Source organism: Kribbella speibonae, from assembly GCF_004331375.1.
GTDB lineage: Bacteria > Actinomycetota > Actinomycetes > Propionibacteriales > Kribbellaceae > Kribbella > Kribbella sindirgiensis.
This window is the reverse complement of sequence record NZ_SJKC01000006.1, coordinates 420,092-436,075: the sequence shown is the minus strand read 5'-3', so window position 1 is coordinate 436,075 and position 15,984 is coordinate 420,092. Positions and strand designations below refer to the sequence as shown.

12 protein-coding genes are annotated in these 15,984 nt (G+C 69.6%); 8 read left to right on the top strand and 4 right to left on the bottom strand.

Annotation, left to right across the window (positions count from 1 at the left end; all coding sequences use genetic code 11):
* Positions 1-28: 28 nt before the first annotated feature.
* Positions 29-1,336, top strand: coding sequence for a type VII secretion-associated serine protease mycosin (gene mycP / locus E0H92_RS36400; RefSeq protein ID WP_238173750.1), 1,308 nt, complete (start codon positions 29-31; stop codon positions 1,334-1,336).
* A gap of 65 nt (positions 1,337-1,401) precedes the next feature.
* On the opposite strand, the gene E0H92_RS36395 is transcribed toward mycP, so the two are convergent.
* Together E0H92_RS36395 and E0H92_RS36390 are read right to left on the bottom strand one after the other, a co-directional pair.
* Complete coding sequence (locus E0H92_RS36395; RefSeq protein WP_130388674.1) at positions 1,402-1,704, bottom strand: hypothetical protein; 303 nt, start codon at positions 1,702-1,704, stop codon at positions 1,402-1,404.
* Between the two features lie 21 nt (positions 1,705-1,725).
* Entirely contained in the window at positions 1,726-2,043 is a 318-nt protein-coding gene (locus E0H92_RS36390) for a hypothetical protein (protein WP_131466286.1), read from the bottom strand.
* 154 nt (positions 2,044-2,197) lie between these two features.
* On the opposite strand from E0H92_RS36390, the gene eccCa reads away from it, so the two are divergent.
* Genes eccCa through E0H92_RS36375 form a run of 3 tightly spaced genes read left to right on the top strand, consistent with a single transcriptional unit; the run spans position 2,198 to position 8,117 of the window.
* Positions 2,198-6,142, top strand: coding sequence for a type VII secretion protein EccCa (gene eccCa / locus E0H92_RS36385; protein ID WP_131499413.1), 3,945 nt, complete (start codon positions 2,198-2,200; stop codon positions 6,140-6,142).
* Positions 6,142-6,558, top strand: coding sequence for a hypothetical protein (locus E0H92_RS36380; protein WP_131466290.1), 417 nt, complete (start codon positions 6,142-6,144; stop codon positions 6,556-6,558). The genes eccCa and E0H92_RS36380 overlap by 1 nt, the downstream gene beginning before the upstream one ends.
* On the top strand, positions 6,558-8,117 hold the full coding sequence (locus E0H92_RS36375; RefSeq protein WP_131499412.1) for a hypothetical protein: 1,560 nt from the start codon (positions 6,558-6,560) through the stop codon (positions 8,115-8,117). The genes E0H92_RS36380 and E0H92_RS36375 overlap by 1 nt, the downstream gene beginning before the upstream one ends.
* Before the next feature lie 49 nt (positions 8,118-8,166).
* Here the strand turns inward: E0H92_RS36375 and eccB are convergent, their stop codons facing one another.
* Positions 8,167-9,588, bottom strand: coding sequence for a type VII secretion protein EccB (eccB, locus tag E0H92_RS36370; RefSeq protein ID WP_131499411.1), 1,422 nt, complete (start codon positions 9,586-9,588; stop codon positions 8,167-8,169).
* 1 nt (position 9,589) lies between these two features.
* Positions 9,590-10,972 (bottom strand): type VII secretion integral membrane protein EccD, encoded by a 1,383-nt coding sequence (gene eccD, locus E0H92_RS36365; RefSeq protein WP_131499410.1) that lies wholly within the window; start codon positions 10,970-10,972, stop codon positions 9,590-9,592.
* A gap of 97 nt (positions 10,973-11,069) precedes the next feature.
* Here eccD and E0H92_RS36360 point away from each other — a divergent pair, with 97 nt between their 5' ends.
* The 4 genes from E0H92_RS36360 to E0H92_RS36345 are packed head-to-tail and all read left to right on the top strand — an operon-like array spanning position 11,070 to position 15,978.
* Positions 11,070-11,693 carry a hypothetical protein gene (locus E0H92_RS36360; protein WP_131499409.1) on the top strand — a complete coding sequence of 208 codons (624 nt, stop codon included), beginning with the start codon at positions 11,070-11,072 and terminating at the stop codon, positions 11,691-11,693.
* A complete protein-coding gene (locus E0H92_RS36355) occupies positions 11,690-12,262 on the top strand; it encodes a hypothetical protein (RefSeq protein WP_131499408.1) in 573 nt (190 codons plus the stop codon). The genes E0H92_RS36360 and E0H92_RS36355 overlap by 4 nt, the downstream gene beginning before the upstream one ends.
* 4 nt (positions 12,263-12,266) lie before the next feature.
* Positions 12,267-13,628 carry a serine/threonine-protein kinase gene (locus tag E0H92_RS36350; protein WP_165550181.1) on the top strand — a complete coding sequence of 454 codons (1,362 nt, stop codon included), beginning with the start codon at positions 12,267-12,269 and terminating at the stop codon, positions 13,626-13,628.
* 52 nt (positions 13,629-13,680) lie between these two features.
* A complete protein-coding gene (locus tag E0H92_RS36345) occupies positions 13,681-15,978 on the top strand; it encodes a fibronectin type III domain-containing protein (RefSeq protein WP_131499406.1) in 2,298 nt (765 codons plus the stop codon).
* Positions 15,979-15,984 lie beyond the last annotated feature (6 nt).

Here is a 15,984-nt window from a genome sequence, read left to right as displayed (position 1 = left end):
TCCACCGGAGATCTCCGACGCTCGGGGGGTGAGATCCCACGCGAAGAACCGATTCGGGGCCGCCGCCGTGGCCGCCGCGCTGGCTTTCGGGCCGGCCGCGACCGTCGTACCGGCGTACGCCGCGCCTCCCAAGGGCGCGTGCCGCAACGCCGAACCGGCCCATCCCGTGCAGACGCTGCTGCCCTGGGCGCAGCAGCTGCTGATGCCGCAGCGCGCGTGGCCGTTCAGTACCGGCAGCGGGGTGACGGTCGCGGTGATCGACTCGGGGGTCGACGCGGACCATCCGCAGCTGCGCCGCCCCGGAAAGGTTCTGCCCGGGCACGACTTCTACCTGAAGGGCAAGCTGCCCGGTAACTACGACTGCATCTCGCACGGGACCGGGGTCGCGGGCATCATCGCCGCCGACGGCCGGCCCGGGGTCGGCTTCGAAGGCATCGCCCCGGGAGCCAGGATCCTGCCCGTGCGGGTCAGCGAGCGGGAGACGGACAACACCGGCAACACCGAGGAGATCAACCCGAACATCCTTGCCAAGGGCATCAAGTACGCCGTCGACGCCCGCGCCCGGGTGATCAACCTCTCGCTGGCCGGCTTCCGCGACGAACGACCAGTCCGGCAGGCGATCGCGTACGCGGTCGCGCACGACGTCGTGGTGGTCGCGGCCGTCGGCAACGGGCAAGGCTCCGGCGGTGACGGGAAACTTCCTTCCTACCCCGCGTCCTACCCGGGAGTGATCGGCGTCGGCGCGATCGACAACGCCGGGGCCCGGCTGACCGCCTCCCAGGTCGGTCCGTACGTCGACCTGGTCGCACCCGGCGGTTCGGTGCTGGCACCGACCCGCGTCGCCGGGCACGCCTACCAGGACGGTACGAGTTTCGCCGCGCCGTTCGTCGCCGGTACGGCGGCTCTGGTGCGCGCCGCCTGGCCCAAGCTGACCGCCGCGCAGGTCGCCCAGCGCTTGATGGCGACCGCCGACCCAGCCCGCGGTGGCACGGGGAGCCAGGAGTACGGCGCCGGCATCGTCGACCCGTATCGAGCCGTCACGGAAGGGATGGCGGTCGGCGCGGCGAAGAAGTTGCCTGCGGCCCATGTTCCGCCACCTGACGAGCACGCACTCGCGCTCGCGGCCTGGTGGCAGTCGCGCGGATCATTGGCGCGGAGTACCGCCGTACTGGCCGCCGGCGCGATGGCGGTCGTCGTCCTGCTGGCGTGTTTGATGACAGCCGGGCACCGTCGCCGTTGGGCCGTCGGCCGATCGGCGATCGCCCGCACCGCCAAGGGCGAACCGACGGATCTGCCGCCGGAGTTCCTCTTCACCCGTCCGGAACGCGACGCCTGAGTCCACCAACAGACGAGCCCCAGCCGGATCTCCGGCTGGGGCTCATCCGCTGGATGCTGTCGCGGTCAGACCCGCAGGCTGCCCGCGATGCCGCGGCAGGTCGCCAGCGTGGACTGGCCGTCGGCGACGACCTGGTCCATCACGGTGCCTCGCTGCACGGCGTCCGTACCGTGTGCGTGGGTCTCGTTGGTCTGCAGCTGGACGTTGGCGAAATAGTCGGTGTAGTCCTCGCTGCACCACGCACCGGAAGCGAGTGCGTTCGCGGCACTCGCCTGGTCCTGAGCGGCGGTCATCCGCTCCTGACCGAGGTTCCGGTATCCCTGGGCGGCGTCCATCATGCCGCCGAACTGCTGGAAGATCTCAGCCATCGGTGTCTCCTCTCTGTCCGATCAGGCCGTGGGCATGTTGACGGTGCCGAACGAGTGCACGTTGCCCGCGCTCAGCTGGTCGTAGATGTTGGTGATCTGCATCATTCCGTCGGACTGCATTCCGGCCTGGTTCTGGCCCTTCAGGCTGGCGGCCTGGCTCCAGTTCTCGTGCCCGGCGACGTTGGTCTGGTACGCCTCACCGCGCATCGACCCGCCCAGATCCATGGTGTTCGCCGCGGACCGGCGGACGTTGTCCCCCAGCGTTTCGGCGTACGCCGCAGTCTGGTTGGCGTGGTGCGCCATCTCGGGCGTGAGGCCCTGAATGAAGGCTCCGGCCATGACTGTCTCCTTTCGTGTCAGGTGCTTCCGCTCACAAGCTAAGGAGCGCAGGACATCGCGAGGTCCGGGCGGCACGTTCCTGCCATCCGCGTCCACGGACCCGTACGGGCGCGTGAGGATCCTGATGGACAGACCTCACGGAAGGGGTTCGACGATGGCGACCATCTTGGTCCGGCGTCCGATGCGGCGGCTCGCCCCGGAGCTCCCGAGCGGCGAATTGTTGCTCGAGGCACCACCCGAGGTGCCGGAGCCGGGCGGCCGGCAATGGATGCAGATGCTGATGGTGCTGCCAATGGTCGCGATGATGGGCGCGATGATGCTGATGTTCTCCGGGAGCATCGGCAGCGGCCTGCGCTATGTGATCTTCGGGCTCTTCGGCCTGGCGATGCTGGGCATGATCGTGATGGCGTTCTTCAGCCGCACCGGCGGCGGCAAGGCCGAGATGAGCCAGGCGCGGCGGACGTATCTGCGGCACCTGGCGCAGCAGCGGATGCGCCTCAGCAGGTCGATCGAACAGCAACGGGAAGCTCTGGGCTACCTGCATCCGGCGCCCGAGACGCTGTGGGCGCTGGCCGGCAGCTATCGCCTGTGGGAACGCCGTCAGGACGACATCGACTTCGGCGCCACCAGGATCGGCGTCGGCTCGCAGAACCCCGCCACCACAGTGGTCCCACCGGATACCCAGCCGCTCGAACGCCTCGAACCGCTGTCCGCGCTGGCGCTGCGCCGGTTCGTGGCGACGTACTCGACCGTGCCGGGGTTGCCGCTCGCCATCGCGGTCACAGGGTTCAGCCGGATCTATCTGCCGGGTGACCGGGAACGGTCGCGGGCGATGGTCCGGGCGATGATCGCGCAACTGGTGACGCTGCAGGCGCCGGACAACCTGCGGATCGCGATCTGTGCCGCGGCGGAGGATCTCGACGACTGGGAGTGGGCCAAGTGGCTGCCGCACACCCTGCACCCGGAACGCAGCGACGCACTCGGACCGCTCCGGCTGATCGCCGGATCGATCACCGCGATCGAGGCGATGCTGGACGACGTCGTGAGCAATCGTCCGCGGTTCGATCCGGACGTCGCCGGACGGGTCACCGGCCCGCACCTGGTGGTGGTCGTCGCCGGTGGGGACATCGACGGATCCGACCACCTGCTGGTCGGCCCCGGGCTTGAAGGCGTGACGGTGCTCGACCTGACCGTGCCGCCGCCGCGGGCGATCGACTCGACCGCGATCAGCCTCGACATCGCCGCCGACGGTGCCATTGCCGCTGAGACCATGGAGGGCGAAGAGCATCTCGGACAAGCCGACAGCCTCGACATCGCTGCTGTGGAAGGACTTGCCCGGCAGCTGGCTCCGCTCCGGCTCACCGCCGGCTCGCAGGGCGACCAGCCGCTGAGCGCTGACCTCGGCCTGGCCGAGCTGCTCGACCTGGGCGATCCGTTCGACTTCGATCCCGACGACACCTGGCTGCCGCGGCCGATGCGGGAGCGGCTCCGGGTCCGGTTCGGTCTGCGTGCCGACGGGCAGCCGATCGAACTCGACCTGAAGGAGTCGGCCCAGGAGGGTATGGGGCCGCACGGGCTGCTGATCGGCGCGACCGGTTCGGGCAAGAGCGAGCTCCTTCGGACGCTGGTCCTGGCGCTCGCCATTACGCACCCGCCGCGGTCGCTGAACTTCGCACTCGTCGACTTCAAGGGCGGCGCGACGTTCACCAGACTCGACGCGCTGCCGCACACCAGCGCCGTGATCACCAACCTGGCCGAGGAACTCCATCTGGTCGACCGGATGAGCGATGCGATCAACGGTGAGCTGCTGCGCCGCCAGGAGCTGCTCCGGGCCGCCGGCAACTTCGCGTCGTTGCGCGACTACGAGAAGGCGCGGACGGCCGGAGCGCCGCTCGAGGAGGTTCCGACCCTGCTGGTCATCTGCGACGAGTTCTCCGAGTTGCTGACCGCCCGTCCCGACTTCATCGACATGTTCGTTCAGATCGGACGAGTCGGCAGGTCGCTCGGCGTACACCTGCTGCTGGCCAGCCAGCGACTGGAGGAAGGCAGACTGCGCGGGCTGGAAACGCACCTGTCGTTCCGGATCGGTCTGCGGACCTTCTCCGAGATCGACAGCCGGACCGTGCTCGGCGTCAGCGACGCGTTCAAGCTGCCGCGCGCCCCGGGCCATGGCTTCCTCAAAGTCGGCACCGAACAGATGGATCGGTTCCGCTCGGCGTACGTGTCCGGCGTCCATCGGCGGCCGACTGCGGACAGCCTGCCGCTGCAGGACGACAACACGGTCGAACTGCTCGACTACTCCAGCCGGTACGTCGCCCCCGCGGTCACCGACGAGGTCGAGGAGGACGACGACCCGGATGGCGTCTTCGACGAGTCCGGCGGCGAGACCCTCCTCGAGATCCTCGTCGAACGCCTGGAAGGCCGGGGTACGCCCGCCCGCCAGATCTGGCTGCCTCCGCTGGACAAGCCGCCGGCGCTGGGCGAGGTCCTGTCGCAACTCGCCGCGGATCCCCACAATTCGTTCGTCTCGGGACGGCTGCAGACCGTCGCCGGTGTCGTCGACCGCCCGCTCGACCAGCGCCGCGACCCGCTGCTGCTGGACCTGTCGGGCGGAGCAGGCCACGTCGCTGTCGCGGGCGCACCGCACACCGGCAAGAGCACCGCGCTGGCCGGCATCATCACCGGTCTCGCCCTGACCCACACCCCCGAGGAAGTGCAGTTCTACTGCCTCGACTTCGGCGGTGGCGTGCTGTCCAGTCTCCGCGACCTCCCGCACATCGGAACGACAGCGGGCCGCCAGGACACCAACGCCGTACGGCGGACCGTCATCGAGCTGCTCGGCATCATCGCCGAGCGGGAGAAGCGTTTCGCACAGGACGGGATCGACAGCATGGCGACGTACCGCGAACGGCGGCGGCGCGGCGAGGCGGGCGATTCGCCGTACGGCGACGTCTTCCTGGTGATCGACGGCTGGCAGACGATCCGCAACGACTTCGAGGATCTCGAGCAGGCCCTCGGCGACCTGGCCACCCGCGGCCTGGCGTACGGCGTGCACCTGATCATCAGCGTCGCGCGCTGGTTCGACCTGCGGACCAACATCCGCGACCTGTGCGGTACCAAACTCGAACTGCGCCTGGGCGATCCGATCGACTCGCTGATCGACCGCCGTACGGCGGCGCTCGTCCCCGAGCATGCACCGGGACGCGGTGTCACGACGAGCAAGCACCACTTCCTGATCGCGGCGCCGCGACTCACCGACAGCGAGGACCGCGTCTCCGTCGGACTGGGCGAACTCGTTGCCGCTGTCAAGGAAGCCTGGCAGGGCAAGCCGGCGCCGGAGGTCAAACTGCTGCCCGGTGACGTGCCGTACGCGACCAACGACGGCGCGAGCTCCCGCGAACACGGCTTGGCTGTGGGTGTCGCGGAACGCAGCCTCGAGGCAGTGCTGCTCAACCCGAACGCCGATCCGACGTTCATCCTCCTGGGTGACACCGGCGCCGGGAAGTCGGGCTTCCTGCGGACGATGGCGCATCGCATTCGCGAGACCTACACGCCGGAACAGGCACGGCTGCTGGTCGTCGACCACCGGCGCAGCCTGCTGGGCGACGTCGAGAGTAAGCATCTGCTGGGGTACGGCACCAACCACGCGGTCACGGCCGAACTCGTGAACGGCCTCGCCAACGTGCTCCAGGAACGCCTGCCCGGTCCCGAGGTCACCGCCGAACAGCTGCGCGAACGCAGCTGGTGGGAAGGGCCCGAGCTGTTCGTCCTGATCGACGACTACGACCTGGTGGCCTCCGCGGAGAACCATCCGCTGATGCCGCTGCTGCCGTTCATCCCGCAGGCCGCCGATCTGGGGCTGCGGATCTACGTGGCCCGCCGGACCGGCGGCGCCATGCGCGGGCTCTTCGAGCCCGTCCTGGCCCGGATGCGCGACGTGGGCTCACCAGGCCTGCTGATGTCCGGCAGCCGCGAGGAGGGTCCCCTCCTCGGCGGCCTCCGCGCCCAGCCGATGCCACCCGGCCGCGGCTGGCTGATCACCCGTCAAGGCACCAACCAACTGATCCAACTGACCCAACCACCGATCAAGGAGGACTGATGGCGGACCTAGACGCCAGAACAGAAGCATTCCAGACCGCCGGCAGCGGCCTGGCCGACGTGACCGACGACTTCTCCGCGAAGATGCGGACCGCCGGGAACAACTCGGCATCGCCGGCCGCCGGCGGCGGAACGGCGGAGAGCGTCGCCTTCATGAAGGTCGAACGGGCGGCCCGCAACACGCTCGTTCAGTACATGTCGAACACCGCCGACGGCCTGCAGGGCTACCAGTCCGCGATCACCGAGATCGGCGGCGCGCTGGACCGCAACGTCGAGGTGACCAAGGCCCGGCTGTCCAAGCTGCTCAAACCGCAGGAAGGCAACGTCCGGCCGAACGAGGTGTTCGATCCCGGCCACGCGATCATCTACCAGATCGACCACCCCCGTCCGAACCCCGCACCGGCAGGAGGCCACTGATGGCAGACCAAGAAGGCGGAGGCGCTGAGTCCATCACCACCTGGACCAGCAAGATCGACGCCGCGCCGTCGATCCAGGTATGCGTTGAGCTGATGACGAAACTCAGCACGATGATGCGGACGGACGCGCAACTCAGCGGCCCGCTGGAGACAGCGGCAATCATGTGGAACTCGTCCGCGGATGCAGTGAACACTGCCCGCCTGGAGCTGCGCTCGGTCACCGACACCCTGCTGCACGACTGGCACAGCGAGGATTCCAAGGACTTCGTGGCTGCGCGGACCATCACCGAGACCTCACTCGAGACGTCGTACAACGGCATGGCTCCGGTGCAGGGTGTGCTCAACACCCTGGCGGGGCAGATCAGGACGACGGCGGCGACCGTCGAGACGAAAGTAGACGAACTCAACAAGCTGGTGGAGACCTACAACTCGTCGCAGCCGATACGGCAATCTGCCGCACAGTTCGAGGCCGGCTGGGCGAAAAAGGCAAGGGTTCCGTTGCGTGCGGCGGGCGACGCGATGATTGGGCTCGCGGAGAAGTTCAGCGTCGCTGGGTCGTTTCTTACTGAGGACGCGGCCAAGCTGAAGTGGGACGGTCCGGGCAGCCGGAACGGTGCGCCTACGTCGAGTACGCCGAGCAGCACGCCCTCGGCGCCCAGCTCACCGGGCGGGCCTACGGGCGCCGACCCGGCGGCCACCGATCCCGGTGGTCAGCAGGCGGGCCCGGCCGACCAAGGCGGCGGGGCGCAGGAGGCCGGCGCCGGTGCGGGTGAGGGCGCAGGCGGGATGGACGGAGCCGGTGGCTCCGGTGCGGGGTCGGTTCCTGGGGTGCCCGGTGGCGGTACCGGGTTGGCCGGGATGCCTGCGGCCTCGACGATGGTCCCTCGGTTCGAAGGTTCGCTGCCTAACGTGCCGAGCGTGCCTACGACTCAGACGCCGGGTGTGCCGCCGATGAGTACGCTGCCGGTTGGAGCGGTACCGGGCGGGGCCCTTGGCGGACGCGGTGTCGGCAAGGTTCCTGGCGGCGGTGGGGTCGGCGGCGGTGGGCTGCCGGGCGTTCCTGGTGGCGGAGGTGTTGGCCAGAAGGGCGGCGTCGACTCCCAGTTGCCGCGTGCGGTCCCCGAGACCGGGTCGTCGCAGGGGCCGCTGTCCGGCGGGCGTGCGCCGGGTGCCCCGAGTGGGCTTGCCGGTGGGACCGGTGCTGCCGGTGCCGGCGCTGGTGGCGGGATGCCGCCGATGATGCCGCCGATGGGTGGCGCGGCGGGTGCCGGTAGCAGCAAGGCCGGACGGCCTGGGAACGGCGTGATCGCGCCCGGGAACCGCCGGCGTGATCGGCAGCAGGGCGATACACCGGGCGTTCCGGTCGGGCTGCGGGGCAGGGCGGGCAAGGACCTGCCTGGCGCGTTCCCCGCCGTACCGGTGAACACCCGGAGGCGCAAGGAGAAGACCGAGGCTGCCAACACTCTCCAACTCCTCGACGAGGACCTCTGGAAGGTGGAGGCCACCGACACGAAGGCAGCTCCCCCAGCCACGCGCCAGGAACGCCGACCCTCCAACTGAATCACTGAAAAAGCCCGGCCCGAGGATCTCGGGCCGGGCTTTTGGATGCTCAGGGAACAGGTTGGATGGCGGTGGTGGGGTTGAGGCCGGGGCCTTGGGGGATTCGGGCTATCAGGGCGGCGGGGATAGGGATTGGCTTGACTGCGCCGTAGCCGAGGGTCTGGATCAGCTTGGGGTCGGACAGGGGGTAGGCGCGTCCCATGTCGGTGATTACCGAGATGGTGCCGGCGGGGGCGCGGTCCGAGGGGCGGGACTCGACGACGGCGGCGGTGCCGGGGGTGATCAGGATGCGGTCGGCGAGGACGGTGTCGCGCCGGGTGCGTTTCGTGGTCGCGGTCATCGCGTCCGGCAGCGGCATCGCCGGATCGATCAGGATCGCGGGGAGCGACTGGCCCGGGGTGAACATGGCGCAGACCGTACCGATGCCGTCCCGCGGCCCGACGAAGCGCGGCCAATCACGCGGCACCGCGCCTTCCTCGGTGCTGACGGCCGGCAGTTCGGCCTCGCTGACGGCCGTCAGGTTGAGCTCGATCGCCGTCGGCGACTTACCGTTGTACGCCGCTTTGAGCGGACCGTACGCGCGCTGGATGTCGTACTGAACCTCGCTGATCGGCAGCAACGCCTTCTTCGTCGCCAGGTAGTACTGCCGTCCCGCAGACGTCTGCACGAAGAACAGCTGCCCCACCAGCGTCTTCGGCCGGCCGGGTACGACGCCCGTCGGCGTACCGACCTCTGCCGGCCGCAACGGGGCGATCGGCTGACCGTCGGGAAGCGCCGCCACGAACGCCGCGCCCACGCGGGTGACCGGCTGCGAATGCAGCGCGACCGCGACGGTGGCGACGTCGTTCTTGGCGATCCGATGCCGGTACCCCTCGCTGAGCAGGTACTGGTCACCGGTCTCGAGCACCTGGACGAGCATCGCGTCCTCGGTCATCGGCGTACCGGCGTCCGGCCGCTGCCCGATCATGAGCACCGACTCGCTGGTCCGGGTACCGGCTTGGTCGTGGGACGGTTGCGAGCACAGCGTCCACCCGCCGCCGAGCAGCTTGGACGCCGGCGGCAGCGCGTCGGGTGCGTCCTGGATCCCGATCCGCGGACCGCGCGGGACACCGGCGAGCGACCGCTGCGACACCCGCAGTGTCTGCCCTCGTTTGCCGATGGCAAGCAACGCGGACACGTAGTTGGCGACCGGATGCAGATGGCCGTCGAGGTACACGTACCGGGTGCCGGTCTCCTTCTCGACGATGACGCTGTCGCCCTTGCTCCAGGCCTTGTTACCGCCCGGCACCACCATTCCGTACACCCAGACGACGGCCAGTGCGAGGATCATGATCGCGACCCCGCCGAAGGCCGCGGACGTGGCTCGTTTGAACGGCGGCTGCTCCGGGTCGGTCTCCCGGGTGACGAGCGCGGACACCATCCGCTGCACCGAGAACTGGTGGGACTGCAGCTGATCTTTCCTGGTCGCCATGTCAGCCTCCCCATCCCCGTACGACGGCGTACAGGCCGAGCACCGAGCAGGAGAGCGGGATCAGCGCCAGCGTGACGAGTACTTCGAGGATCTCGGCGTACCTGCTCAGGTACGGGCTCGGAAGCTTGGTGCTGTACCGGAGGCCGCAGAAGATCGTGATCGCGGCCAGCATGACCATCAGCGGGACGATCAGCGAGACCGGGTCGGCGGTCGAGGCGCTCAGCGGACCGAGGACCAGACAGGCGATTCCGGTCAGGGCGGTGGTGAGCAACATCAGGCGGTGCTTCACCACCGGGTAGATCCTTGCCCGCAGCAAGCATCCGAGGGTGAGCAGTCCGGTCAGCACGGTGGCCGGCGTACTGCGGTCCGTGGTCAGCAGCACCAGGCACACCGAGACCGCGAGCGCGACGCCGGTGAGCATGCCGGTGAGCAGCCCGTCGGCGCGGACCACCGCGCCGTACACGTGCCGGCGCGGCGGTTGCGGATCGTCGCGGACCAGGTCGGCGGTCGTACGCGGCAGGATCGGCATCGGGAGTCGCCCGAGCCGGAGCGCGAGTGGTCCGAGCAGGGGCGAGAACGCGAACGTCGCGGCGCCGAGGATCGCGGCCACGTCGGGGCCGTCGAACGATTCCGCCGTACCGATCCAGCCGGCGATCAGGCCGAGCAGGCCCGTACTCATGGCCGCCGCGAACAACGAGCCGCTGTCCACGATCCCCAGGTAGCATGCGACTCCGGCGAGCATCAGCGCCGTACCGGCGGACAGGACCTGGGGCGCGCCGATCGCCGGCCACGTCGACGTACCGGCGAACAACAGGCCGCCTCCGATCGCCGCGAACGGGAGCCCGAGACCGCCGAGCAACGCGCCCGCGCCCGAGTCTCCGACCACGCGGGCCAGCGCGACCCCGGCGGCGACCAGCAGCGCCGACGTGAGCAACAACCAGCTCGCGGCGTCGGCCCATGGGGCACCGCGGCGGAGCACGACGGCCATCACGACCAGCAGGGCGAGCGCGGCGCCGGTCAGGCCGGCGATCCGGGTGTGCCGGGCGGTCCACGGTACGCCGAGTTTCCCGGCGCCGGACGCGACCGCGTCGACCAGGTCGTCGTACTCCAACTCCGGCCAGTCGAGCCCGCGGGACACCAGGTGCAGGATCTCGCCGTCCCGGATGCGGTGCGAGCCGAGCGTTCGCCCGAGGTTCAGCTCCATGCCGTCGCTGCGCCGCAGCACCCAACCGCCGCCCGGAGCACCCTGGTCGGCGAGGTGCTCGCCGGATTTCGTCAGGAGGCCGGGGAGAACCTCGGCTATTGCTGCTTGTTCGGGTAAGGCCAGGTCGAGGCGCCGCTGGGGAGCCACGACTGTCACCCGGACCAGACCTGTGATGTTCATGCCCCCACTGTCTTGGCGATCGGGCGAGCGGGAGCGCGCGCGACAGCTTCCTGCCGTCCACGACCGCCGTCCGCCAGGCCGCCTTAGCGTGCTGTTCGTGACGACTGATCGAGAGCTGCTGATCCCGGTGGGACACGACCTGGGAGCGGTGTATTCGGGAGCGGACGAGCGTCGGCAGCAGGTCCGGGTCGGCGTCGAGGTCGCGGAGTTGCAGGACCACGAGTTCGTGGTCTGGCTGCTGGCGCACGGGATCGACGACCAGGACCGGCCGACCCGGTCGTCGCTGACGGATCGCGCCGTCACCGTCGGGCTGGGGGCGGGGCAGGCGGCCGAGGTCGCCGAACGGTTCCTGCGCGACGGGCTGCTGGCGGCGGTCGATCCGGAAGCGGACGACGCGGTCGAGTTCGCCGCCGAACATCAGCTCTTCCCATTACTGCAAGGACTCGGGCCGGATCCGGACCAGCCGTGGATGCAGACCGTCGGACTGCTGAACCAGCCGGTCGCGCAGGTCTCGGTCGCCGTGTACGACGTTCTGATGTGGGCGCAGCTCGCACCGGAGCTGTGGACCGGCTGCCACGACGCGGCCAAGGTTGCCGTGCAGGCAGGGATTACGGCACCCGAGGAAACGGATCCGCGGAACGTACTTTCCGGCGTACTCGGGCAGATCCACGGTCTGCTCTGCGTGCGAGCGGCGTACTTCGACCGTCGGAGGCTCCGATGACCGCACTCGTTTTCCCGATCGGGCACTACAACGGGATTCGCGAACAGGAGCAGGTCGTCCGGGTCGGGTGGCGGCAGCACCGGATCGATGCGGACGCGTTCGCGGTCTGGGTGCTGGCCCACGGGTTGCCCGAGGTCGGCAAGGGCGCGTGGACCGTCGACGATGTCGTCGTCCATGCTCAGCGGGCCGGGATCGCGGAAGCGGCGGCGTACGTCGAACGGCTCGCCGGCGCGGGACTGCTCGCGGTCGTCGACGAAGGTAGAACGTTTGCGCAGCACCACCGGCTTGACGTGATGTTCGTTGGCCTCGGCAACGCTCCGGACCGGCTCGAAGGCCACGCGGTGGGGATTCCCGGCCTCGGGACCGCCGCGATCCTCGACCCGGACTGCTACGAGCTGTGGCAATGGGGCTCGGTGGCGCCGACGTTGTGGCACAGCTGCGAGGTCCGCGCGACGGTGACCGCGGAGCCATCCGGGCAGCCCGATCCCGATGCGGCCCTGGCCGAGATCCTCGGCGACCTGCGGTTCCTGGTGGCACGCGGATGCGCGTACCTGGACGTTGCGGGATGACAAGATGACCCTGATGGCTGAGATCTCCCCCGATGCGCTGGTGCCGCGGGCCACCGGGCCGGTGGCCACGGTGTACCTGCTGGCGCCTCCCGGCGGGCGGACGGTCGCGGTGAAGGTCTACCCGCAGCCGCTCGATCGGCGGACCTACAACGGGATCGAGGTCGAGCAGGCGAAGCTGGCCCAGTTGCGGTCGGCGCCGTCGATCGTCCGGGTGGAGTCGCTGGACGACCTGCCGGACGGGCGGACCGCGCTGCGGATGGAGTTCTGCCCGCAGGCGTTGCCGGATCTGGTCGCAGGAGGTCCGCTGCCGATCGGGGACGTCATCGTCCTCGGGCAGATCCTCAGCTCGGTGCTGGCCGAGGCGCACGATGCCGGGCTGGTGCACGGCGGGGTGACGCCCGCGAACGTGCTCGAACGGTCCAGTGGGCAGCCCGCGTTGTCGGACTTCGGGCTCGCGCTCCGCCTGCGATTCCCGCGCGACCTGATGGGCGACGCGGCGTACACGGCTCCGGAGGTACTGCGGGAAGGCGAGCTGTCCGAGGCGGCCGACGTGTACGGGCTGGGCGCCGTACTGTATCTGGCCCTGACCGGGCGGCCGCCGTTCCCGGCGCGGACCGGTGAGCCGCCGGACGGCGTCGTACTGCGGGTCCTGCGGGAACCGCCCGCGGAGGTGACCGGCCGGGACGTACCGCCGGCGTTGTCGGCGCTGCTGCAGCGGATGCTGGCCAAGGAACCGGACGCCCGTCCGGAGGCGGCGACCGTGCTCCGCGAGTTCGAGGCGTTGCTGGCCGGGGCGGGGGCCGAGCCGGAGGACGATCTGGACTTCGACGACTTCCGCGACGAACTGGCCGCGGGCCGGAGCGTTCCGCTGGCCGTCGTCGAAGCACCGAAGAAGAAGCCGGCCAAGCAGAAGCCGGACAAGATCAAGCCTGCGCCCGGAAAGTCCCGGAAACCGTTGCTGATCGGCGCGGGCGCCGCGGTCGCGCTGGTGGCCGTCGTACCGGTGGTGTTTCGCCCGGGCAGTGACGACCCGGCCGATCGGGTGGCCGCGCCACCGCCCGCCATCAGTACGCCGGCCCCGACGCCGACCGCCCCGAAACAGGCCACGATCAAGCTGAACCCGCCTGTGGACAAGGGCACTTCGGTCGTCCTGACCTGGTCGGGCCCGCCGCGGCTGACGTACGCCGTGATCGTCGCGGAGCAGGGCGCCAAACAGCCGCAGACGACGCTGCGCGGCGAGATGACTTCACTGACTGTGCAAGTCAGCAGCGGCCTCAAGTACTGCTTCCTTGTGCAGGGCACCGATGGCGTGGACAAGTTCGAGAGCGCGCCGCGGGCCATCCGCGGTGCTACCTGCAGCGGCTGACGCTGGACGGACTATGGACCGGTTCTGGACCCCGATCGCCTAGTCTGAGTCCGTGAGGCCGATCCCGTTCCGCCCCCGGCGGATCACCGAACTGCTCCGCAGGCGTGGCCGCTCCGAGGCCACACTGGCCGCGGTGGTGGCCGGTTGCGTCGCGCTGATGAGCGTGGTCGTGCTGACCGGCGCCGGGGACCCGGACAGCGGCGTGAAGTTCACGCAGTCCGGTCACTGGGTCTACAACAGCGTTGTCGGACGGATCTTCCACCTCGACGGCGCGACCGGCAAGGTGGACGCGGACACCGAGGTGAAGACCGCGACACCGGGTGCGCAGGTCGTTCAGACCGACAAGCAGGGGTACGTGCTGTCCCGGTCGCGGATCGACCAGTTCGGCAAGTCCGACCTGACCGTCCTGGACCCGGTGCAGCCGCCGGCGACGAACGAGCAGCCGGTCGGCCTCGAGGCGGCCGGTGCGGCATTCGCCGTGTACAAGCAGGCCGGGCGGGTCGTACGGTTCGGCGACAAGGAGACGATCGCCTTTCCGGCCGGGCCGCTCGGCGACCCGATCGTGACGTCGGACGGCACGCTGTGGGTGCACCGCGTCGGCGAGGGCGACCTGTGCCGGCTGCCGATGAGCGCCGACCGGATGTCCTGTCCCGCGACGACTCCTAAAGGACACAAGGGCGCGCTGACCGCGGTCGGTGCGAACGCCGTGTTCGTCGACCTGACCGCGCGGCAGGTGTACACGCTGAATGCCGGCGGGATGGACACCGGTCCCGATCTGGGCGATATCGACGTACCCGACGACGCGCTCGTCGCCGGCAACGACGTCGACGGCCGGCTCGCGATCGTCGATCGGGACCACAATCGGCTGCACCTGGTCGACATCACGCACCCCGACAAGCCAGAGGCGCCGATCAGCACACCGCTCCCGAAGGGGACCTTCGACAAAGTCGCGTCCTCCGGCGACGGGATCGCGCTGCTGGACCGGAAGAACTCCCACCTGATCACCCTCGGCCGCGACGGCAAGCAGGTCGCCGAGGCGAAGATCCCGACCCGCCCGGCCGACGGGCGCGAGAAGCCCGAGGCGAACCTGTACCGCGGTGACGACTCCCGGGTGTACGTCGAGAACGGGATCGGCGACCGCGTCGTCGTGGTCGACCGCGACGGCGAGACCGAGTCCGTGGACATCGGCACCGGTGACGATCGCGGCGACAAGCCCAGCCCCAAGAACACGGGTAAGCCGACCATCACGCCACCGGTCAAACCTGAGACCAAGGTGCCGCCGAAGACCATTCCGCCGAGTACTCCGCCTAGCACTCCGCCCAGTACGCACAAGCCGGAGAAGCCGCGGCGGACCACGCCGACGAATCGGCCCGGCAACGAACACACGCCGGACAAACCGGATCCCGGTAAGACGAAGACGCCACCGCCGACCCGCAAGACCATCCCGCCGGTTCCGCCGCCGGTGAAGCCGGGGCGGCCCGGTGCGGCGCTGAACGTGGTGGCCCGGATCATCGACGGCGGGGCGGTCGTCTCGTGGGGTGCGGCCGCGGCCCATGGCGCGACGATCACGTCGTACAAGCTGAGCTGGACCGGCGGATCGACGACGGTCAGCGGCTCGACGCGGTCCGCGCTGATCCCGAGCCTGAAGACGAAAACGCCGTACTACTTCACGATCTACGCGGTGAACAGCGCCGGCAACGGGCCCGCGGTCAAGTCCAACCGGGTCGAGCTGAAGTGGAACCCGGCCGAGTCACCGCGCGAACTCCTGGTGCGGAACGACGGTACGAGCGGGTCGCTGACACTCGAGTGGATGCAGCCGACGATGGGCGACGGCACGTTCCTGCGGTACGAGGTGTCGATCGGGTCGAAGACCGCGCCGGTCCGGGTGCGGTCAACCACCACCACCGCGACGATCAGCGGATTGACCGACGGGAAGTACTCCGACTTCTACGTCCGCGCGATCACCAAGGCGTCGGACGGGCAGGAGGTGGTCGGCAAGTACACCCTTCTCCGGGCGACCTCAGTCGGCAAGGAGCAGCCCACCAAGCGGATCGTGGCCTCGCGAGGCGACGGTACGACGTACGGCGACGACTGCCAGCACCCCGAGTGCGCGTACGTCCAGGTCCGGATCGAGAACCTGACACCGGATACGACGTACAGCATCAAGCCGTACACCTCCGAGTGGGGCAACTTCAACCCCGGCTACAGCACCAAGACCGACTCCAAGGGCCAACTCCTCGTCCCCGACCAGTTCCCCTGCAGCGCCGTGGGCCAACTCACCTGGGTCACCGTCACAGGCCCCGAAGGCACCTACACCTCGAACAGATTCTTCTGGAAAGCCGACGACTGAAAGAAC